Genomic DNA, 20,523 nt, shown 5'->3' on the forward strand with positions numbered 1-20,523 from the left:
CAAAATGCCGGCCCGAAATCCCGGGCTGAATTTCAAGTCGGATTTCAGATTGAACCTCAGATTGAATCTCAGGATTGAAAACGTGAAGGAATGCCGCCATGCGACGCGCACTGTGGAAAGGGGCGATCAGCTTCGGCCTGATCAATATCCCGGTCGAACTGTTCACCGCTGAAAAAAACGATGAGCTGGATTTCACCCTGCTCGACAAGCGCGACTTGTCGCCGGTCGGCTATCGCCGCTACAACAAGAAAAGCGGTCGCGAAGTGGTGTGGGACGACATCATCAAGGGCTATGAGTACGAAGACGGTAAATTTGTCCTGCTCTCCGATGAGGATCTGCGTCAGGCCAACGTGGAGTCCACTCAGAGCATCGACATCCAGAACTTCGTGGAGGTCGAACAGGTGCCGATTCAATACTACGAGCAACCCTATTATCTGGCGCCGCTCAAGGGCGGCGAAAAGGCCTATGCCTTGCTGCGCGAAACCCTGATCGCCAGCGGCAAGATGGCGATTGCACAAATCGTGATTCGAACCCGCCAGCATCTGGCCGCTTTGCTGCCGCAGGGCGAGCTGCTCAATCTGGTAACGCTGCGCTATCCGGCCGAACTGCGGCCGCCGGACGACCTGGAACTGCCGCAACGCGGCATGAAAAAATCCGGTGTCAGCAAGCAAGAGGTGGAAATGGCGCGCACGCTGGTTGAGCATATGTCGTCTGCATGGAAGCCGGATGATTTCCACGATCAGTATCGCGACGACGTGCTGGCGCTGATCAGGAAAAAGATCAAGACCAGACAGACCCACGTCATGGCCGAGCCGGAGGATGCTCCCGCGCCGTCAGCCGGCAGCAGCGGCAAGGTGATTGACCTGATGGCCTTGCTCAAGCGCAGCCTTAACCCGGGCGAGGCTAAAGCCAGAAGCGGCAGCGCCGGCAAGAAGGGCGGTGGCGAGCAGGCTGACGCCGAAGCTGCCACGGGCAAGGCTGCCACCAATGTGCACAGCTTGGCCGGCGCCGCCAAGCGCGCGGTCAAACGTCGCGAAGCGAGCCCTGCAAAGAGCGCGGCCGGTACCGGCAAGACAAAAAAGGCGCCCTCCAAAACCACCCGGACTAAAACGGCAACGGCAGCAAAATCCGCCCGCAAGCCTGTAGCAGCGAAGCGGGCGCAGGCATGAGTCGTACCGCGCGCCGCCGCGCTGCGCCCAGTGGCGCCGGCAAATCTGCAGGTTCGGCGGGTGCTGGCGGAACACATGGCACACCTGGCACACATGGCGATCTCTCGCACTACCACGCCAAGCGCAATTTCGATGTCACGCCGGAACCCCCGGCGCTGGTGCGGCGCAAAACCGGGGCTGGCCGGCAGCAGTTGAATTTTTTCATACAGCGGCATCATGCGCGTCGACTCCATTACGATTTTCGTCTGGAGCTCGATGGCGTGCTCAAGAGCTGGGCGGTGCCGAAAGGCCCCAGCCTCGATCCGCATGACAAGCGGCTGGCGGTAAGGGTGGAAGACCATCCGGTCGATTACGGCAGTTTTGAAGGGAGTATCCCCGAGCATCAATATGGCGCAGGGGAAGTGGTGCTGTGGGACAGGGGCGACTGGATTCCCGAAGGCGACGCCGCCGCCGGCTTGAAGAAAGGCCATCTCGCCTTCGAGTTGCGCGGTGAAAAGCTGGAGGGACGCTGGGCGCTGGTGCGCATGGGCAAGCCAGATCCTTCCGGCGCACAAAAGGAAAACTGGCTGCTGATCAAGGAAAACGATGACGCCTCCCGCAGCGGCAAGGCGGCGGATATCACCGCGCTGCGCCCGGAAAGCGTAGCCGGCCGGAAGCAGGCCCAGCCGCTTGAAGCCGATGCGGGGGCAAAGAAGAAAGCAAAGACCGACATTGCCGCCATGCCTGAAAAATCGCCGATGCCGACCCGTCTTGATCCCCAACTGGCGACCCTGAGCGATCTGGCGCCGCAGGGCGACCACTGGCTCAGCGAAATGAAATTCGACGGCTATCGCGGCTTGTGCCGCATAGATCAGGGCCAGGCCCGCATCTTCACCCGCCAGGGGCTGGACTGGAGCGGGCGCTGGCCGGTGTTGACCCAGGCGCTGACGAAACTGGATGTCGACAATGCCTGGATCGATGGCGAAGTGGTGGCCTTGCTGCAAGACGGCAGCATCAGTTTCGAGGCCCTGCAGAATTATGCCGATGGCGATCTGCAGCAGGCGGAGGGGGTGCGTCTGGCGCTGTATGCCTTCGACCTGCTGTATCTGAATGGCCGCGATCTGCGCGAGCTGCCGCTGCAGCAGCGCAAGGAATTGCTGCGTGCGCTGATCCCCGGCGCCAGCGAAGACGGCTTGCTGTTGTACAGCGAACATATCATCGGGCACGCGCGCGAGGTGTTTGAGCATGCCTGCATGCATGGCATGGAAGGCATCGTCGCCAAGCGTGTCGATGCGCCATATTCCGGCCGGCGCGACGGCAACTGGCTGAAGATCAAATGTCAGCAGCGTCAGGAATTCGTGGTCGCCGGCTACACCGATCCGGCCGGCCAGCGTAGCGGCTTCGGTGCGATTCTGGTTGGTGTCTATGAGGCGCCTGCCAAAAAGCAGGCCCGCAGCAAGAAAGAAGATTTACCGGCCTTGCGCTATGCCGGCCGTGTCGGCACCGGCTTCGATGAAAAGCAATTGCAAGCCATGCTGAAGACCTTCCGCAAGCTGGAGCGGGATACGCCGGCCTTCGATAATCCGCCCACGGGTCAGCAGGCGCGTGGCGTGCATTGGCTGGAGCCGAAGCTGGTGGCCGAGGTCAAGTTTGCGCAATGGACCAGGGGCGGCATCGTGCGGCATGGCGCCTTCGTCGCGCTGCGTGAGGACAAACCGGCGCGCGCCATCGTGCGTGAAGTTAAAGCGCAGAGCGAGGTGGACGCTGAGCCCACCGTCAAATCGAAGGCGCGCAAGGTCTCGGCTGCCGCCGCTGCGCAGGCGCGACGTGCGGGTGATCAGCATCCGGATGAGACCGCTGCAGAGAACGCTCCGACGCGCGTCGAAGGCGTGCGCCTGACGCATCCGGCCAAGATACTGTTTGCCGAAGACCATGGCCCCGGCGTCACCAAGCTGGAACTGGCGCGCTACTACCAGTCGGTCGGTGCACTGATGCTGCCGGACTTGCAGCAGCGTCCGCTGTCGCTGGTGCGTTGTCCCGACGGCAGTCTGGGCAAGTGTTTTTTTCAGAAGCACATAGGTCAGGGCGTACCACAGGAAATCGAAGAGATCGCCGTGCCTGAAGGCAAGGGGCAGGCCCACTACATGATGGTCAACAGCGGTGCCGCGCTGGTCGCCACGGTGCAGATGGGCGTACTCGAACTGCATACCTGGGGTGCGGTAAAGGGCCGGCTCGACAAGCCGGATCGGGTGGTGTTCGACCTCGACCCGGCGCCCGATGTCGCCTGGATCAAGGTCATTGAGGGCGCGCAACTATTGCATGGGCTGCTGCAGGAGATCGGACTGCAGGCCTTCCTCAAGACCTCGGGCGGCAAGGGCCTGCACATCGTGGTGCCGATCCGTGCGCAGCACGACTGGAGCGTCGTCAAAGCCTGGTCGCGCGGTGTCGCCGAGCACCTGGCGCAGCATCTGCCGGATCATTTCATTGCGACCATGAGCAAGGCTGCGCGCAGCGGCAAGATTTTTGTCGACTACCTGCGCAATGCGCCGGGCGCAACCACGGTCGCCGCGTACTCGGCGCGGGCTCGTGCCAACGCCCCGGTCTCTACTCCGATTACCTGGGACGAGCTGACGTCGGAAATGACGCCGGACCGCTTCAATGTGCGCAATATGGGCGAGCGGCTCGCATGGATCGCCGGCGGCAGGAAAGCAGGGCGGGCGGCCAAGGGGGCGGTGTTTCCCACAGAGAATGATCCCTGGCGCGATTTCGCCGGTACGCAGCAAGCACTGAAGGCGGATGTGCTGAAGCTGTTTGGAGGCCGCTGACGCAGCGTTTTCGCCAAATGCGGCAAAGTCCTACAAGCGCTTCATCGGCTGGCTTACTGCCGTTTTGATGGATGAACCTCATAATTCACTTTAACAAAATTCAGGATCGCCGCAGTCGGGGTTAATTGCTTTCAAGTGCGACGATCCATCAGCAAGACGTCACTAATTTTCGCTAATTGCAGTTAATTGACTTCGAGACGAGATTGACGACGCCGAGCACGTTAAACGTGACATGACTACAAAAACAGAGGACGCAGCAGCCGCCATGAACAACAGCAATTACCGGCATTCATTGACCCACGCTTTCACCCGCCACCTGATTCAGGGCACCATGAATCGCCTGATGCCCGGCGGTTCGGGCTCCGCTTCTTCCGCGCTTCACCGTTCGCCTTCCCCCGAGCAGCATCCGACGGCGGTACAAGGGCGCAGCGGGCGCGTGATCCCGGCAAATGACTCCGAATACGCCCATACCCAGGCCAGCACGCTGGCGGCGTTGCGTCTGGGCATGCCGATCGCCAGCTTCAATGCACCGGCACCGGCGCCGCAATCGGCGGCAACGTTCAGCTATCCGCCGCTGCTGGACAAGTCCAGCATCGATGCCTTGCCGGAAAGCATGGGCGTCTATATTTTCCGCGGCGAAAACGATATTCCGCTGTACGTCGGTCGCAGCGTCAATCTGCGTAGCCGGGTGCTGGCGCATCTGCACAATCCCGATGAAGCGATCCTGCAGCGCCAGTCGCGCCGTGTGGAGTTTCGTCGCGCAGCCGGTGAGCTCGGTGCGATGCTGATGGAGTCGCAACTGATTCGTCAGATTCGTCCCTTGCACAACAAGAAGCAGCGCCCCAGGCGTGAGCTGTATACCCTGCGCATGAGCGGCGGTCAGCCGCAGGCGGTGCAGGTCAATGACGACGATTTCAGTCGCGTGGCGAATCTGTACGGCGTATTCGGTTCCATGCGCGCAGCGCAGGAGGCGATGCAGGCGCTAGTCGATCAGCACGGCCTGTGCAGCATCGTGACCGGGCTGGAGCAAGGCGAACATGGCATGGCCTGCTTCGGTCGCCAGATCCGCCGTTGCCACGGCGCCTGCACCGGCGAAGAATCGCATGAGTCGCATCAGCAACGCCTGCAAGTAGCGCTGGAAGATCTGCGCATTCTGCAATGGCCTTATCAGGGTGCGATGGGCATCGTCGAAGAATGCGGCGGCTGGCGGCAGGTACACGTCATCGATCACTGGCGTTATGTGGGCACCATCGACGACGATCATCCTTATCTGCCGCAGCCGGATGCACGCCAGCTGAAGCAGGGCTTCGGCAACTTTGATCTGGACTGCTACAAGACCATCATCAAACCTTTTCTGCTGCAGACCTTAAATATTCAGCCGATCGGACTGCCGGTATTCAGCCCGGTACTTCAATAAGCACGAGCGCGCTCTTGAATGATGGCGAAAGACGTATGAAAGCCGTTCCTTTTCAACTCTGAAGGGCGGCTTTTTTTGCGTGCAGGATTTCATTCTTGATCGCGCCTCAGGGCGCACGAATGGCCGGATTCAGGCCTGTGCAGGCGGTCTCAATGTAAATTTCCGGCGTTTCTACAAACTTAGGTTGAACGTTTGCTGCGCCGCGGCGCTCATAAAACCTGTCCGGACTGCAGAGCTGTTCATCCCAGCAGCTACAAGCTGATGTCATCCTGTCCATTGGTGACTTCCGTCTTGCCGCTTCAGCAAGTCCGGTGCGTCGGGAGCTGCTTTCAGCTTGCGCCCCGGGCAATCCACCGCAGTCAATCCAGCACGGCCGGTCGTCGTTCACATGCTTTTGAGTGACCGCGTCGCGTCGGTTGACATGTCGCCAACACACATTATTCTGAGGAGCCTATGCGAGGCCATTTTCAAGGCATTGCTCTTGCAAGCATCATTCCCTTCATCCCGGTATTGGGCGCCATGCCGCTCACGGCGATGGCAGCTGACAATGCAGACCTGCCCAGCATTTGCTCACCGCGCTGGCAGGTGGAAAAAGAAAAACTGGCCGGGGTCTTGCTGAAGACTTATCCGGTCAGCACCAATTATCTTTCGGTCGGCAAGAACGCGACGCCGCTGACGTCGCAGCGTGCCCTGGTGCACTGGCTGCTGCAGAAGCACAAAGCGGAGAAAGGCGCGGCCTGCACCGATAGCGACAGTTGCAACGTCGGGCGCATGAACGATGCCGTGCAAAAGCTGCTGGACAACCAGGATGCCGGTTTCAAGGCAGGCGGCAAGAAGGTGCCGGCGGCGGACTTTTTCGGCAGCACCGGCAACGCCAGTCAGGCCACGCTGCAATGTAATGCGGCAGATGCCAAACCGTCTCTGGAACCGATACCGGCGGCGGTTGTACCTGCGGCGGCAGGCTCAGGCGCGGCGCCGGCAGCTGCCGGTGCATCCGGTGCGGTAGCTGCTGCCGGCAGCGGCAGCAATGGCGGCACCGCCACTTCGGCGCCGAACAACGGCGCTGCGCCGGCACCGGCTCCGGCGCAGGAGAAAGGCTGGATGGATCGCCTGCGCGTGCGCGGCAATCCCGACCAGTTATCGATCAGCCCGGATAACAAAGCCGCATTCGCATCGGTTGACCGCGCCAAGCTCAGTCTAGCCAACGACGACGTGGCGCAGTCGCGCACCAACGACATCGTGGCCTATGCCGGCTATGCGCTCGACAAGAGCACCTTCAACGAGGCCGGCAGCACCTATGAGGCGGTGCCTTATATCGGCTTCAAGCAGAATCGGGTGACCGTGTACGACGGTACCAATGCCAGCGTCACCACCACCCGCACCACTGCGGTCGGTGTCCTGAGCAGCTTCCACTTCGTGCATCCGGGTACCACCGACACCGAAGACCTGACCGCGCGGCCGGATTATCTGATCAACAACACCGACGGCAGCCGTCTGCTGAGCGCCAACTTCACCTACACGCCCATCCGCGTCGCCAAGCTGAATGACTTCATTCGCCTGTCCGACGGTATTTCTTTCAAACCTATTCTGATCGGTCAGAGCCGCAACGGTATTTACACCAACCGGGGCGATGCGACTGTTTCAGCGGATCACGAAGACTTCATCCGGCTTGGCGCCCAGGCCGGTTTCACCCTGGCCAGCACCAATCCGCGCCTGCCTTTCGATTTCACCACTACCTTCACCGGGCTGAAGGCCTTGAAGGGCGCGCAAAGTATCCATTACTGGAAGTCCGTATTGACCTATAACTTCAACCAGAACATCGGCCTGTCGCTCAATTATTCGAATGGTCTGCTGCCCGATACCGCAGATCGCGAGAAGAAATGGGATCTGGGCATCTCGAGCAAGTTCTGATGGTTTGAGGTGCGGCGGATGCGTGGCGACACGCATCCGCTCAGTGGCTACACAAATAAAAATGGCAGATCGTCAGCGGCGATCTGCCATTTTTTTGTCCGCATTTTTCAGTCTGGCAAACGGATGTTTCAGCTCAAGCGCTGTTCATTCCGATTCAACTCATTCCAGCTCGGTCACCCGCGCAATCAGCGTATTGAGAAACGCCCGCGGCGCCTGCGGCAAGGTGCGGCCGGACAGGGACTGGATTTCCATCTGCAGCGTGTTCATGTCGCGGTCGCGGATCGGCAGCGCCACCAGCATGCCGTCGCGGATCAGCTTGCGAATCGGCAGGCCGGCGGAAAACCCCACGCCGTCGCCGGCCAGCACAAAGCCGAGCAGGGCGTTGATGGAGTCGCTCGCCAGCGCCGGTTCCAGCAACAGATTCTTGCGGCTGCAGCAGGCGTCGATCAGGCGGCGCATGGTGATGTTTTTTTGCGGCAGCGCCAGCGGATAAGCGATCAGCTCCGACAACACCACCTGCTTGCGCGCGGCCAGCGGATGAGCGGGATTCATCACCGCCAGAATCGGCGCGCTTTGCGCATATTCGACGCGGATGTCGCGATCCGGCGCCATGGTGAAGGTCAGCGCAATGTCAACCGCCCCTTCGCGGATCAGCGCGGCCACCTCGCCGGCACTGCCGACGGTCAGCTGAAACCGGATGCCGCCATGTTGACGGCGGAATTCTTCGATGGCGGTCGGCAGGAAGTCCAGCGCAAAACCCTCGGTGCTGGCCAGCTTCACTTCGCCGCGCCGCAAGCCTTTCAAGGCCAGCAATTCATTGCCGATGCGGTCGGTTTCCAGTTGCGCGCGCAAGGCATGCGCGGCCAGCAGTTCACCGGCGGCATTCGGTTTCATGCCGCGCGAGACGCGTTCAAACAAGGGTGTTTCCAGCTCGTCCTCCAGCCGCGCGATCTGGCGGCTGATGGCGGAGGACGCCACATTCAGCGTCAGCGCGGCTTCCGTGATCGAGCCGCGTCGCACCACTTCCAGGAAGTAGCGGACGGCGGTTTCTTGCAGGACTCGGGTATTGGGCATAGGGATATTTTAGGAGTGGTTTGCCGTTTCGGCAATCGATTATTCGAAACATTATTCTTGTTGCAAACCACTGCCGGTCGTAGCATAGGTTTCACCCTGAACCTCATTCCTGGGCATCGTCAAGTGCTCAGCTGAATGGATTATGGCCGGTAAGCAGACACGGCAGGCGCTAAGTTTGAACGCCAGCCCGGACAAAGCAGTTTTGTTATCGAGGAATCGAACATGCAGGCAGCGGTGGAAAACAGTAAGTACAAATATGCAGTGCTGGCCCTGTTGTATCTGGGCTGGTGCGTCTCCTATATCGATCGCGCGGCGATTACCTTCGCCGCCACGCATATTGCCAGCGAATTCAGTCTCAAGCCCTCGGAGCTGGGCATCCTGCTGAGCAGCTTCTTCCTCGGCTATTCGCTGCTGCAACTGCCGGGCGGCTGGCTGGCGGATCGCTTCGGTTCGCGTCCGGTGATCGTGATTTCGATTCTGCTGTGGTCGCTGTTCACCGGCATCACCGGCATGGCCTGGTCGATCACCAGCCTGGTGGTGATCCGCTTCGTGTTCGGCCTGGGCGAGGGCGCTTTCCCGGCGGCCAGCGTCAAGGGCGTGGCCGAGACCTTCAGCAAGGAAGAGCGTCCCAAGATGTCCTCGCTGCTGATGTCGTCCAACTATGTGGGCAGCATGCTGGCGCCGATTCTGATCGCGCCGATGATCATCGCTTTCGGCTGGCGCAATGTGTTCCATTACATCGGCATCGTCGGCGTGGTGTTCGCAGTGGTCTATTGGTTCGTGGTCAAGCCGATCAGGCAGACGCGCAACAGCGGCAATGCCGCTGCGGATGCGGAAAAAAAGGCGATCAACAAGCAAGCCTTCCGCGCTCTGCTGAAGACCCCGCTGATGTGGCAGATCGTGGCCGTCTGGTTCGGTCTGAGCATCGTCAACAAGGGCCTGGATTCGTGGATGCCGACTTACCTGATGACGCAGCGCGGGCTCAATCTGAAATCGGTGGGCATGCTGCTGCCGCTGCCTTACGTGCTGGCCGGCATCGCCACCGCCATCGGCGGCTGGGTGATGATGCGCTTCTTCGACGGCCGCGAACGCGTGCTGCTGATAGGCAGCTCGATCCTGACCGCGATCTTCATCTATTGCATGTACACCGCCGACAGCGTCGCCGCGCTGATCACCTATCAGTGCATCGCCTACTTCTTCAAGTCCTTCGTATTGGCCACCTGTATTGCGCTGCCGACCAAGATGCTGCCGGCCAATCTGATCGGCACCAGCATCGGCATGGTGAATCTGGGCGGGCAGTCGGCCGGTTTCATCTCGCCGCTGGTGATCGGTTTCCTGGTCAGCGCCTTCAACAACTACGACTATGCATTCGGCTTCCTGATCGCCGCCGCCTGCTTTTCGGTGCTGGTGAGCCTGTTCATCCGCACCATGAAGTCCTCCGCTTACGCGCAGCACGCCTGATTGCATTTAGACCTTTTCGAGAGCCACGAGAACACACATGTCTGATACATCCATCGTAGAAAAAAGCGCGGTCGAACTGCGCGAGCTGATCGGTTCCAAACAGATTTCCCCGGTCGAACTGCTGGACGCCTGCATTGCTCGCATCGAAGACATCAATCCGCATATCAATGCGGTCACCGCAACCTGCTTCGAGCGCGCCCGTCAGGAAGCCGGCGACGCCGAGAAGGCGGTAATGAGCGGCAAGCCGCTGGGGCTGCTGCACGGCCTGCCGATCGGCATCAAGGATCTGGAAGAAACCGAAGGTCTGCTGACTACCTACGGCTCGCCGATCTATCGCGGCAACGTGCCGGCCCGCGACAATGCTTTGGTGGCGCGTCTGCGCGCGGCCGGCGCGATCGTCGCCGGCAAGACCAACATTCCGGAAATGGGCGCCGGCGCCAACAGCCGCAACACGGTCTGGGGCGCCACCGGCAATCCCTTCAACCCCCTGCTGAATGCCGGCGGTTCTTCGGGCGGTTCGGCGGCCGCGCTGGCCACCGATCTGCTGCCTTTGTGCAGCGGTTCGGATACCGGCGGCTCGCTGCGCATCCCGGCTTCCATCTGCGGCGTGGTCGGTTTCCGTCCTTCGCCAGGGCTGGTGCCGAGCGAACGCAAGCTGCTGGGCTGGACGCCGATTTCGGTGGTCGGCCCGATGGGCCGCAATGTCGCCGACACCGTGCTGCAACTGCGCGCGACGGCCGGCATGCACATGACCGATCCGCTCAGCTATCCGCTCGGCAATGACCCTTTCGGCATGTTGCCCAGCGTCGATCTGTCGCAATTGCGGATCGGCTACACCGAAGACTTCGGCGTCTGCGATGTCGATAACGACATCCGTCAGGTGTTCCGCAACAAGATCGCAGCGCTCAGTCAGTACGTCAGCGTGTGCGAACCGATAGAGCTGGACATGAGCGAAGCGCATCGCTGTTTCGACGTGATCCGCGCCGAGAGTTTCGTGGCCGGTTTTGAAGCTGCGTATCGCCGCGATCCTGCTTCTCTGGGGCCGAATACGCGCGCCAACTATGAACTCGGCGCCGCCATGACGCTGGCAGACAGCGCCTGGGCGCAGGGCGAGCAGACCCGCATCTTCCGTCGCTTCCAGCAAAAGTTCGAGCAGTTCGATCTGATCCTGTCGCCGACCACCCCGGTGTCGCCGTTCCCGTGGAGCGAGCTGTATCTGAAGCAGGTCAACGGCGTGACGCTGGAAAATTACTACCGCTGGCTGGCGCTGACTTATGTGGTGACGCTGGCGACCAATCCTTCAATCTCACTGCCGTGCGGCGTCGATCACAAGCAGATGCCGTTCGGCCTGCAGATCACCGGCGGCTTCCGGGCCGACGGCTATGTGCTGGGCTGCGCCGCCGCGCTGGAACAGCTGTTCGAATGCAGCGACGAGCTGCGTCGCCCGCGTCCGGATCTGAACAAGCTGCGTCGCAGCGACGTCGATCTCAAGTCCATCGTTACGCATCCGCCGCTGCTGTCCGGCGGCGCGGCGGATGTGGCCGGCGGGCCTGCGGTCTGAGTCTGAGCTTGTTCCATCTTATTTTTTCCTAACTCTATTCATCAGCCATGAGCAATATCACACGCATCAACACCAATGCCCGCATGAGCCAGGTCGTCATGGCCAACGGTTTCGCTTTCGTTTCGGGCCAGGTGCCGGACAACGCCGGCTCCTCCATCGAACAGCAGACCACCGAAGTGCTGGGCAAGATCGACGCACAACTGCAGGCGCAAGGCATCCAGCGCGAACAGATCGTCAGCGCCAATGTGTGGCTGAGCAGCCCGGCGCATTTCGGCGCTTTCAATGCCGTCTGGGATCAATGGATTCCGAGCGGCCACGCACCGGCGCGCGCTTGCGTTCAGGCCTTGCTGATGCTGCCGGGGCTGGATGTGGAAGTGGCCGTGGTGGCGGCGCTCTGAACCGGATGAGCAGCCGCCGCCCGATGTGTCATCTGAGGGCCTGAACCAGCAATGCAGACACCAGCAAACCATCTCTCCTCTTCACCAGCCGCAAGGCAGTCTGCCCGGCATGTGGTCGTGATCGGCGCCGGCATCGTCGGCGTGACCACGGCCTTGCGACTGGCCCAGCACGGCCACCGCGTTGATGTGTATGAGGCCGCGTCGCAACAGGCCGGCGGCGCCAGCTATGCCAACGCCGGACTGATCTCGCCCGGGCATTGCTTCAGTTGGGCTGAACCCGGCGCCATCGGCGTCTTCATTCGCAGTCTGTTCGGCAAGGCTGACGGCCTGGGTGTGACGCGCCTGTGGAGCCCCAGGCTGTGGCGCTGGGGCTGGCAGTTTTACCGGCACAGCTCCATGCATCAATGGGAGCAGGATTCGCGCGCGGCGCTGGCCTTGTCGGCCTATTCGCGCGATGTGCATTTCTCCGACACGACTGCTCCTATCGCGCTGGACGCATACGGCGGCACACGCGGCGGGATTCTTTATCTGTATCAACAAGGCCAACAGCCGCGCCAGATCGAAAAGCAGATGCTGGAGCAGGCCGGCGAACCCAGTCGCATGATCAGCGGCGCCGCTCTGCGCGAGCTGGAGCCGCTGCTGGCGGACGCCGATCAACAATTCGACAGCGGTGTGTTCTGTGCGCAGGACGCCACCGGCAATGCGCGCGAGTTTGCCGCAGCAGCGATGCGGCGCGCGCAGGAGCTGGGCGTGCGCTTTCATTTCGATACCCCGGTCCGGCGTCTGATCACAGAGTCGGCGGGACAGGACAGAATTGCAGCCATCGAGATCGCGCAGGGCCAGATCAAGGCTGATTGTTTTGTCATGACGGCCGGGCTGGCTTCAGCCGATTTGCTGGCGCCGCTCGGCTATGCCTTGCCGATTTATCCGGTGACCGGCTATTCGATCACCTTTCGCCATCAGGAAGATTTCGAACCGGCGCTCGGCGCGGTATCGCTGGCCGACAAGATCGCCTGGGCCGGTTTCGGCCGCGGCGTGGTGCGCTTCACCGGCTTTGCCGATATCGGCCCGCAGGGTAGCGAGGCGCTCACCGAAAAGCGTTTTGCTGCGCTCGAGAAATTCGGCCGCAGCATCTATCCGCGCCTGCAAAAGTACACGCCGGAGCGCTGGGTCGGGCAACGGCCGATGACGCCGGACGGCATTCCGCTGCTGGGCCGCAGCCGTCACGCCAATCTGCTGTTGAACTGCGGCCACGGCGCCATGGGCTGGACCATGTCGGCCGGCTGCGCGCGCATTATTGCCGATCTGGTCGACGGCGCCGAGCCTGAGATCGCGTGCCGTGCTTATCGCTGGGATCGTTTTAAATGAACATGCAAGCCAGCGATGAAGGATCAATGCGATGAGCGAAAGCAGCGCCTCCGCCATGCCAAAGGACGCCACCGTAAAGAAGCCGGTGGCGCATACGCCGCTGGAGGATCTGGTGGCGGTGCTGGCCGGCACCTTGCTGATTTCTTTCGGGCTGGCGCTGTACAAGCAGACCGGGATTCTGACCGGCGGCACGGCCGGCATTTCCTTCCTGCTGCATTACGCCAGCGGCTATTCCTTTGGCATGATTTTCTTCGTGATCAATCTGCCGTTCTATGTGCTGTCGTTCAAGCGCATGGGCTGGAGCTTCACCTGGCGCACCTTCGCCGGCGTGCTGCTGATTTCAGCCTTTTCCGAATTGCATTCGCGGCTGTTGTTCGCCGGCGCCGGCAATCAGTTCAGCAGCGTCAATCCTTTCTACATTGCGCTGATCGGCGGCCTGATCATGGGCGTCGGTTTCATCGCCTTGTTTCGTCATCGCACCAGTCTGGGCGGCATCAACATCGTGGCGCTGTATCTGCAGGATCGCTATGGCTGGCGCGCCGGCTGGGTACTGATGGCGGTGGATGTCTGTATTGTGCTGAGCGCCTTGCTGGTGGTGGCGCCGGAGCGTGTGGCGGCATCCGTGGTGGGGGCGGTCACCATCAATCTGCTGATAGGAATGAATCATCGGCCGGGGCGCTACACAGGTTTTTAGATTTGCAGACAGCGCATCGCCGGCCGTGTTGCGCCGTGCACGGAAGCTGCATACCAATTTTTGATCCCGTTCCTGATCGCTGGCTGCGACGGTGCCGGATTTTCTCGTTGTGGAGAAATACCCATGCAAGAAAACACTGAACATCAATCGCAGGCGGCGGATTATCTGATCATAGGCGCCGGCATTGCCGGTGCATCGATCGCCTACTGGCTGGCGCCGCATGGCCGCGTACTGCTGCTGGAGCGCGAATCGCAGCCCGGCTATCACAGCACCGGCCGTTCTGCGGCGTTGTACATGGCCAGCTACGGCCCGCCGCAGGTGCGCGCATTGACCTGCGCCAGCCGCGCCTTCTTCGATCAGCCCCCGGCCGGCTTTACCGATCACCCTTTGCTGACGCCACGCGGTGCGCTGTTCATTGCGCGCCCGGATCAGATGGCGGAACTCGATGCGCACGAAGCCATCGTCCGTTCCGTGAGCGATCAGGTCGAACGCCTGAGTGCGGAGCAGGCATGCGCGCGCGTGCCGGTATTGCGGCCGCAAGAAGTCGGCGGCGCGGTGTATGAAGAGGATGCCTGCGACATCGATGTACATGCGCTGCATCAGGGTTTTCTGCGCGGCGCACGTGCGGCCGGTGCGCGCATCGTGACCGATGCCGGGGTGCTGAGCCTGAACCGCACCGATGCACATTTGCAGATGTGGCAGGTAGAGACATCGCAAGGTACATTCACTGCGCCTGTCGTGATCAACGCTGCCGGCGCCTGGGCCGATGTGATCGCCGGGCTGGCCGGCGCGGCGCCGATTGGGCTGGTGCCCAAGCGCCGTTCGGCGTTCACCTTTGCGGTCGATGCCGGTTTGCAGAGCGCCGCATGGCCGATGTTCATGGGCGTCGATGAGTCCTTTTACGTGAAGCCGGATGCCGGCTTGCTGCTGGGTTCGCCGGCCAATGCCGATCCGGTGGAGCCGCATGATGTGCAGGCGGAAGAACTGGATATCGCGATTGCCATCGATCACATCCAGACCCGTACTTCGCTGGTGATACGGCGGCCTTCGCATGTGTGGGCCGGTTTGCGATCTTTTGTGGAAGACGGCAGTTTCGTCGGCGGCTTCGATCCTGACTTGCCGGGATTTTTCTGGGCCGCCGGGCAGGGCGGTTATGGCATTCAGACCGCGCCGGCGGCAGGCGAGGCTTACGCTGCCTTGCTGCGCGGCTTGCCGCTGCCGGCGTCCATCGCCGGCTTCGGGGTGGATGCCGATGCGCTCAGCCCGGCGCGCCTGCGTCCGACTTAAGTCTTTCCGTCGCGCGGATGCGGCGTGCTCATCACTTTGGCAAACGCGCGCAGCGCCGGTGAGTCGGCGTCGCTGCGGGTCACGAATTCGACGTCATGCAGATCCGGCAGATCGGGGTGATGGTGCAGCACCACTTCCTTGGGACTGTTGTATTTGGAGACTTCGGAGACGATGGAATAGCCCATGCCGGCTGCCACCATGCCCAGATTCGTCGCCACGTCGGAGCCGCTCAGGATCAGCTTGGGCGATAGCCCGGCGCGCTGGCACTGGTGAATCAGATAATCGTGATACACCGGCGAGCGCTCGCGCGGAAACCACACGCAAGGTTCATCCTTGAGATCGCGCAATCGCGCCGGCGGCTTCTTGGCGTATTTGCTGTGCGCCGGCACCGCCAGCAGCAAGCCTGAACTCAATACCTTGACGCCGCTCAACTCTTTGTCATCCTGGTCGCGCAAGGCGATCAGACCGCCGTCGATGCGGCCTTCGCGAATGTGCGTGAGCTGCTGGGTCGAGAGCGAGGGCTCCAGCATCAGCGCCACATCCGGATAGGCATCGCGGAAACGGCGCAGCCGGCGCAGGATCAGCGGATGCCAGGTGTGATTGTGCGAGATGCCGATGCGCAGCGAACCCTCCAGTCCCGACGCTGCACGCAAGGCGCGCTCCTTGGCGGCTTCCAGTTCTGCCAGCAGTTTCTGCGTATCGCGCATGAACTGTTTGCCGGCCACCGTCAACAGCACGCCCTTGACGCTGCGTTCGAACAGCGGCGTACCGAGTTCATTTTCCAGATCGTGAATCTGACGGCTCAGCGCCGGTTGCACGATATTCAGTTTGCGTGCAGCTTGTGCAACGCTGCCGTTTTCTGCGACGGCCAGAAAATAGCGCAGGTGGCGGATTTCCATTGGCTTCCTTTTCTATACCTTACAAGTATATTTTCTATATAAATATAGTAATTTTCAAGCATAAGAGCGAACCATACACTTGCTTTCAGTTTTGCAGCAAGGGTGAAACGACGCAGGGAAGATCGGCAGGGCGCAGCTTTTGGACGGGGCGGCGCAGGTTTGCACAAAGATCGTGCGTTGTTGGCAAGTGGGGGCGTCTGGTCTGAATCTGAATCAGACATTCACGGCGGGCTCATACGTTTCAGACATCGCCTGCGCTGCAAGAACGTCCATCACACCTTGCGGCACTTTGTATGAATCTGATCAGCGAAATAGAACAATCCCGCGTTGAATTTCAGCGCATCCGACGGGACTTGCATGCACATCCCGAACTGGCTTTCGAAGAACGACGCACCTCGGAAACCGTAGCAAAAATTCTCAGCGGATGGGATATCCCCATTCACACAGGACTGGCTGGCACCGGCGTCGTCGGCATCATCAAGTCAGGCAGCAGCAAACGCGCCATCGGCCTGCGCGCCGACATGGACGCGCTCCCGATTCAAGAAGTGAATACCTTCGAACACGCCTCCCGCCATCCCGGAAAAATGCACGCCTGCGGCCACGACGGCCACACTGCGATGCTGCTGGCGGCAGCACATCATCTCCAGACCACTCGCAATTTCGACGGCACCGTTTATCTGATTTTCCAACCGGCGGAAGAAAAGGGCGGCGGCGCCAATCGCATGATAGAAGACGGTCTGTTCGAGCGCTTTCCGATGGAGTCGGTCTACGGCATTCACAACTGGCCCGGCATGCCGCTGGGATTTTTCGGCGTGAATTCCGGCGCCATCATGGCTTCCAGCAATGAGTTCCGCATCAGCATGAAGGGCAAGGGCTCGCATGCAGCGCTGCCGCATAACGCCATCGATCCGGTGGCCGCCGTGGTGCAACTGGCACAGTCCTTGCAAACCATCCTCACGCGCAACAAGCGTCCTACCGATGCCGCAGTGATGTCGATCACCCAGGTGCATGCCGGCGACACCAGCAATGTGATTCCCGATACGGCATGGCTGGGCGGCACGGTGCGCACCTTTTCGATTGAAGTGCTGGACCTGATCGAGCAGCGCATGCGCGAGCTGGCGCAGCATATCGGTGCAGGTTTCGGCTGTGAGGTGGAGATCAGTTTCAAGCGCAACTATCCGCCGACCATCAACCATCCGAAAGAGACGGCAGTCTGCGTTGAAGTGATGCGCGATGTAGTAGGCGCCGAGAACGTCGACGCCGACATGCTGGCGCCGATGAGCGCGGAAGATTTTTCTTTCATGCTGCAGGCCAGGCCAGGTTGCTATGCCTTGCTGGGCAACGGCGACGGCGGTCATCGTGAGCATGGGCATGGTGATGGCCCGTGCATGCTGCACAACACCAGTTATGACTTCAATGACGATCTGCTGCCGATCGGCGCGAGCTACTGGGTCAGGCTGGCGGAAAAGATTCTGGCAAAGGGCGACTGATCTGCGCCCATGCGCTCAGTCAGGTAAGGTCAGGTCCTGGCCAATGGCGGTTTTTTGAGTGATTTAACGGGATGGAATGAGCGGTCGTTTCGCCTGTATTTTTTACAGCGCGGGCGCAGCATTTGATCCGGCGAATCCAGGGGGGGCGCTTCAGTGCCGATGTTTCATTTTCAGTAGTCCATGCTTCAATGAAAATCAGCGGCGGGGCGCGCAGGCAAACCGTCTTTTCTTGTGTATCACAGAGGGGAAACTCATGAAGTTCATCAAACCGTTGTTGGCCGCTTCCTTTACCGTCATGTCCGCTGTGGCGCTGCAGGCGCACGCCGATGCCTTGGCCGATGTGCAGAAGAGCGGCGTGCTGCGTATCGGCGTGCCGCAGGATTTTGCGCCGTTCGGCTCGGTCAATTCCGATCTCAAGCTGCAAGGTCTGGATATCGATGTGGCCAACCTGGTCGCGAAAGGCATGGGCCTGAAGGCGCAGCTGGTGCCGGTGCCGACTGCCAGCCGTATCGCGTATCTGCAGACGCACAAGATCGACCTGCTGATTTCCACGCTGGGCAAGAATGCCGAGCGTGAAAAGGTGATCGACTTCTCGCAGGGCTATGCGCCGTACAACAACAGCGTGTTCGGCGTGGCCGCCATCAAGGTCGCCAACGCGGCGGACATGGGCGGCAAGACCGTCGGCGTGGCGCGCAGCACTTTCGAAGATCTGATGCTGACCGACACCGTTCCCAAGAACACCATCATCAAGCGCTATGAAGACAACAACAGTCTGATTTCGGCCTACGTGTCGGGCCAGGTGCAACTGGTCGGTACCGGCGACTTCGTTGCGTATTCGCTCGGTGAAAAAGCGCCGGACAACAAGCCGGTGCTGAAGTACGTCATCAACGTTTCGACCTGTTATGTCGGTCTCAACAAGGACGAGCCGGCCTTGAAGAACAAGGTCAATGCGGCGCTCACTGCGGCCAAGAAAGATGGCGAGCTGAACACCATCGTCAAGAAATGGCTGAACGTGCCGATGTCGGAAAAGCTGGCGACGACCTTCGAGTAAGCAAGTCTGCTTTCCGTATAGAATTACGCCGCAAATTCAGTATTCAAGGCCTAGCCCGACGCACCGTAGCACGCCGGCTTCTTGCGTGAGACGGTGCGTTTTTCATCTGTATTGGCCTGTACTGGCCTGATGTGACAGATAGGCGCGAAGCACCATAGGGAGGGGCTGGCGGATTTTTTCAGGTCATGGGAAAGTTGTCGCTGGGTATGGTTCTTGCTGAATTCGTGTTGGGGCGGCTGCGAATGCAACTGCCGACTATGCAACTAAAGGGGAGTTGAATAATGAAAGCCTTCGGCAATATGAAAATCGGAAATCGCCTCGCGGTGGGGTTCGCTGTGATTCTGGCTTTATCCATCGTGATCATGGCAATCGGCGTCTGGCGTTTGCAGGTGGTGTCCGATGTCACCAGTTCCATGGTGGAGCAGTCGGTGCGCAAGGAGCGTCTGATTTCCTCCTGGTACGGCAATCTGCGCGCCGGCATTCAACGCACTATCGCCATGTCGCGCAGCACCGATCCGACCTTGAGCGCTTACTTCCTGAATGAAGAACTGCTGGCCAATAAAGAAGCCGCCGGACTGCAAAAAGAACTGTCCGGCATGCTGAGCAGCGGTGACGAGAAGAGCTTGTACGCTCAGATCGAAGAGTTTCAGAAGAACTACAAGGCAGTCTATCTGCGCATGATGGATCTGAAGTCCACCGGTGAGCAGGAGCAGAGCGGGCAGGTGCTGATTCAAGAGTTCATGCCGCTGGCCAAGAACTATCAGTTGACGATGCAAAAGCTGCAACAGGCCGAGCAGGCCGAGATCGACATGACGTCCAAGTCCATCGCGCAGGTTGCGGTGCAGAGTCGTTTGCTGCTGTTGATTCTGGAAGCGGCGGCGCTGGTGCTCGGCGTGTTCTGCGCCTGGTTCCTGACGCGCGGCATTACCCGCCCGCTGAAGGCTGCGGTGGAACTCTCGCAACGCGTTGCAGATGGTGATCTGACGGCCGAAGTGCAGGTGAACTCCAGAGATGAAGTCGGCCAGTTGCTGACCTCGCTGCAGGGCATGAATGGCAATTTGCGCAACATTGTCAGCAATGTGCGCAACGGCACCGATTCGATCGCCACCGCTTCCAGCGAAATCGCCGCCGGCAACCAGGATCTGTCGCAACGCACCGAACAGCAGGCCAGCGCGCTGGAAGAAACGGCGTCGGCCATGGAAGAGCTGATCTCGACCGTGCGCAAGAATGCCGAGAACGCGCATGAGGCAAGCCAGCTGGCGGCGACCGCATCGTCAATCGCCACTGAAGGCGGACAGGTGGTCGGCCGCGTGGTGGACACCATGGGCGAGATCAATGCTTCCTCGCGCAAGATCGTGGACATCATCAGCGTGATCGACGGGATTGCCTTCCAGACCAACATCCTTGCGCTGAACGCTGCGGTGGAAGCGGCGCGTGCCGGCGAACAAGGTCGCGGTTTCGCCGTGGTGGCCTCGGAAGTGCGCAGCCTGGCGCAGCGCTCGGCGGCGGCGGCCAAGGAAATCAAGGGGCTGATCGATGACTCGGTGAAGAAAGTCGGCACCGGCAGCGCTTTGGTGGAACAGGCCGGCGCGACCATGACCAAGGTTGTGACCAGCGTGCAGCGCGTGACCTCCATCGTCAGCGAGATCAGCATCGCCAGCCAGCAACAGTCGGCCGGCATTCAGCAGGTCAACGATGCCATTGCCCAGCTTGACGATGTGACGCAACAGAATGCGGCACTGGTGGAGGAGGCTGCTGCAGCGGCAGCGTCGATGAAGTCGCAGGCCGGCAATCTGACGCAGTTGGTCAGCGTGTTTTCCATTGGCAGCGAAGTGGCGGTGCTGGAAGCGGCAAAGGCACCTGCGGTCGGCGGCAGTTCACGCAAGCTGAAGGTCTTGTCCGGTGCACCGGCCTTGATTGAGGCCTGATGGCGATGTAC

Annotated in this window: 15 protein-coding genes; 13 read left to right on the plus strand and 2 right to left on the minus strand. The window is 60.7% G+C overall.

Annotation, left to right across the window (positions count from 1 at the left end; translation table 11 throughout):
• The first annotated feature begins 98 nt into the window (after window positions 1–98).
• The 4 genes from ku to PQR62_RS13410 all read left to right on the plus strand — a co-directional run bounded on the left by ku (window position 99) and on the right by PQR62_RS13410 (window position 7,301).
• Window positions 99–1,169 (plus strand): non-homologous end joining protein Ku, encoded by a 1,071-nt coding sequence (gene ku, locus PQR62_RS13395; protein ID WP_408158438.1) that lies wholly within the window; start codon window positions 99–101, stop codon window positions 1,167–1,169.
• Window positions 1,166–3,973 carry a DNA ligase D gene (ligD, locus tag PQR62_RS13400; RefSeq protein WP_408158439.1) on the plus strand — a complete coding sequence of 936 codons (2,808 nt, stop codon included), beginning with the start codon at window positions 1,166–1,168 and terminating at the stop codon, window positions 3,971–3,973. The genes ku and ligD overlap by 4 nt, the downstream gene beginning before the upstream one ends.
• Window positions 3,974–4,238: 265 nt before the next feature.
• A complete protein-coding gene (locus tag PQR62_RS13405; protein ID WP_408158440.1) occupies window positions 4,239–5,390 on the plus strand; it encodes a nucleotide excision repair endonuclease in 1,152 nt (383 codons plus the stop codon).
• 453 nt (window positions 5,391–5,843) lie between these two features.
• On the plus strand, window positions 5,844–7,301 hold the full coding sequence (locus PQR62_RS13410; protein ID WP_408158441.1) for a hypothetical protein: 1,458 nt from the start codon (window positions 5,844–5,846) through the stop codon (window positions 7,299–7,301).
• A gap of 159 nt (window positions 7,302–7,460) precedes the next feature.
• On the opposite strand, the gene PQR62_RS13415 is transcribed toward PQR62_RS13410, so the two are convergent.
• Window positions 7,461–8,375 carry a LysR family transcriptional regulator gene (locus PQR62_RS13415; RefSeq protein WP_408158442.1) on the minus strand — a complete coding sequence of 305 codons (915 nt, stop codon included), beginning with the start codon at window positions 8,373–8,375 and terminating at the stop codon, window positions 7,461–7,463.
• 222 nt (window positions 8,376–8,597) lie between these two features.
• On the opposite strand from PQR62_RS13415, the gene PQR62_RS13420 reads away from it, so the two are divergent.
• From PQR62_RS13420 to PQR62_RS13445, 6 genes are all read left to right on the plus strand, one after another.
• A complete protein-coding gene (locus PQR62_RS13420) occupies window positions 8,598–9,836 on the plus strand; it encodes an MFS transporter (protein ID WP_408158443.1) in 1,239 nt (412 codons plus the stop codon).
• Between the two features lie 37 nt (window positions 9,837–9,873).
• Entirely contained in the window at window positions 9,874–11,397 is a 1,524-nt protein-coding gene (locus tag PQR62_RS13425) for an amidase (protein WP_408158444.1), read from the plus strand.
• A gap of 47 nt (window positions 11,398–11,444) precedes the next feature.
• On the plus strand, window positions 11,445–11,795 hold the full coding sequence (locus PQR62_RS13430) for a RidA family protein (RefSeq protein ID WP_408158445.1): 351 nt from the start codon (window positions 11,445–11,447) through the stop codon (window positions 11,793–11,795).
• A 51-nt stretch (window positions 11,796–11,846) separates the two neighbouring features.
• On the plus strand, window positions 11,847–13,163 hold the full coding sequence (locus tag PQR62_RS13435; protein ID WP_408158446.1) for an FAD-dependent oxidoreductase: 1,317 nt from the start codon (window positions 11,847–11,849) through the stop codon (window positions 13,161–13,163).
• A 31-nt stretch (window positions 13,164–13,194) separates the two neighbouring features.
• On the plus strand, window positions 13,195–13,857 hold the full coding sequence (locus PQR62_RS13440) for a YitT family protein (protein WP_408158447.1): 663 nt from the start codon (window positions 13,195–13,197) through the stop codon (window positions 13,855–13,857).
• 123 nt (window positions 13,858–13,980) lie between these two features.
• The gene (locus PQR62_RS13445; RefSeq protein WP_408158448.1) at window positions 13,981–15,144 is read left to right on the plus strand and encodes an NAD(P)/FAD-dependent oxidoreductase; all 1,164 of its coding nucleotides are present in this window, start codon (window positions 13,981–13,983) and stop codon (window positions 15,142–15,144) included.
• Here the strand turns inward: PQR62_RS13445 and PQR62_RS13450 are convergent.
• On the minus strand, window positions 15,141–16,043 hold the full coding sequence (locus PQR62_RS13450; protein WP_408158449.1) for a LysR family transcriptional regulator: 903 nt from the start codon (window positions 16,041–16,043) through the stop codon (window positions 15,141–15,143). The genes PQR62_RS13445 and PQR62_RS13450 overlap by 4 nt on opposite strands.
• A gap of 293 nt (window positions 16,044–16,336) precedes the next feature.
• Here PQR62_RS13450 and PQR62_RS13455 point away from each other — a divergent pair, with 293 nt between their 5' ends.
• The 3 genes from PQR62_RS13455 (at window position 16,337) to PQR62_RS13465 (ending at window position 20,512) form a co-directional block, all read left to right on the plus strand.
• A complete protein-coding gene (locus PQR62_RS13455) occupies window positions 16,337–17,533 on the plus strand; it encodes a M20 aminoacylase family protein (RefSeq protein WP_408158450.1) in 1,197 nt (398 codons plus the stop codon).
• A gap of 253 nt (window positions 17,534–17,786) precedes the next feature.
• Window positions 17,787–18,584, plus strand: coding sequence for a transporter substrate-binding domain-containing protein (locus PQR62_RS13460; protein ID WP_408158451.1), 798 nt, complete (start codon window positions 17,787–17,789; stop codon window positions 18,582–18,584).
• A gap of 281 nt (window positions 18,585–18,865) precedes the next feature.
• Entirely contained in the window at window positions 18,866–20,512 is a 1,647-nt protein-coding gene (locus tag PQR62_RS13465) for a methyl-accepting chemotaxis protein (protein WP_408158452.1), read from the plus strand.
• Window positions 20,513–20,523 lie beyond the last annotated feature (11 nt).

It is taken from the genome of Herbaspirillum lusitanum (assembly GCF_046025995.1).
In the GTDB taxonomy this organism is placed as follows: Bacteria; Pseudomonadota; Gammaproteobacteria; order Burkholderiales; family Burkholderiaceae_D; genus Herbaspirillum; species Herbaspirillum lusitanum_A.

Excerpts from the sequence above, each read along its gene's own strand:
- ku (WP_408158438.1), top strand. The coding sequence starts at position 99 with ATGCGACGCGCACTGTGGAAAGGGGCGATCAGCTTCGGCCTGATCAAT.
- ligD (WP_408158439.1), top strand. The coding sequence starts at position 1,166 with ATGAGTCGTACCGCGCGCCGCCGCGCTGCGCCCAGTGGCGCCGGCAAA.
- PQR62_RS13405 (WP_408158440.1), top strand. The coding sequence starts at position 4,239 with ATGAACAACAGCAATTACCGGCATTCATTGACCCACGCTTTCACCCGC.
- PQR62_RS13410 (WP_408158441.1), top strand. The coding sequence starts at position 5,844 with ATGCGAGGCCATTTTCAAGGCATTGCTCTTGCAAGCATCATTCCCTTC.
- PQR62_RS13415 (WP_408158442.1), bottom strand. The coding sequence starts at position 8,375 with ATGCCCAATACCCGAGTCCTGCAAGAAACCGCCGTCCGCTACTTCCTG.
- PQR62_RS13420 (WP_408158443.1), top strand. The coding sequence starts at position 8,598 with ATGCAGGCAGCGGTGGAAAACAGTAAGTACAAATATGCAGTGCTGGCC.
- PQR62_RS13425 (WP_408158444.1), top strand. The coding sequence starts at position 9,874 with ATGTCTGATACATCCATCGTAGAAAAAAGCGCGGTCGAACTGCGCGAG.
- PQR62_RS13430 (WP_408158445.1), top strand. The coding sequence starts at position 11,445 with ATGAGCAATATCACACGCATCAACACCAATGCCCGCATGAGCCAGGTC.
- PQR62_RS13435 (WP_408158446.1), top strand. The coding sequence starts at position 11,847 with ATGCAGACACCAGCAAACCATCTCTCCTCTTCACCAGCCGCAAGGCAG.
- PQR62_RS13440 (WP_408158447.1), top strand. The coding sequence starts at position 13,195 with ATGAGCGAAAGCAGCGCCTCCGCCATGCCAAAGGACGCCACCGTAAAG.
- PQR62_RS13445 (WP_408158448.1), top strand. The coding sequence starts at position 13,981 with ATGCAAGAAAACACTGAACATCAATCGCAGGCGGCGGATTATCTGATC.
- PQR62_RS13450 (WP_408158449.1), bottom strand. The coding sequence starts at position 16,043 with ATGGAAATCCGCCACCTGCGCTATTTTCTGGCCGTCGCAGAAAACGGC.
- PQR62_RS13455 (WP_408158450.1), top strand. The coding sequence starts at position 16,337 with ATGAATCTGATCAGCGAAATAGAACAATCCCGCGTTGAATTTCAGCGC.
- PQR62_RS13460 (WP_408158451.1), top strand. The coding sequence starts at position 17,787 with ATGAAGTTCATCAAACCGTTGTTGGCCGCTTCCTTTACCGTCATGTCC.
- PQR62_RS13465 (WP_408158452.1), top strand. The coding sequence starts at position 18,866 with ATGAAAGCCTTCGGCAATATGAAAATCGGAAATCGCCTCGCGGTGGGG.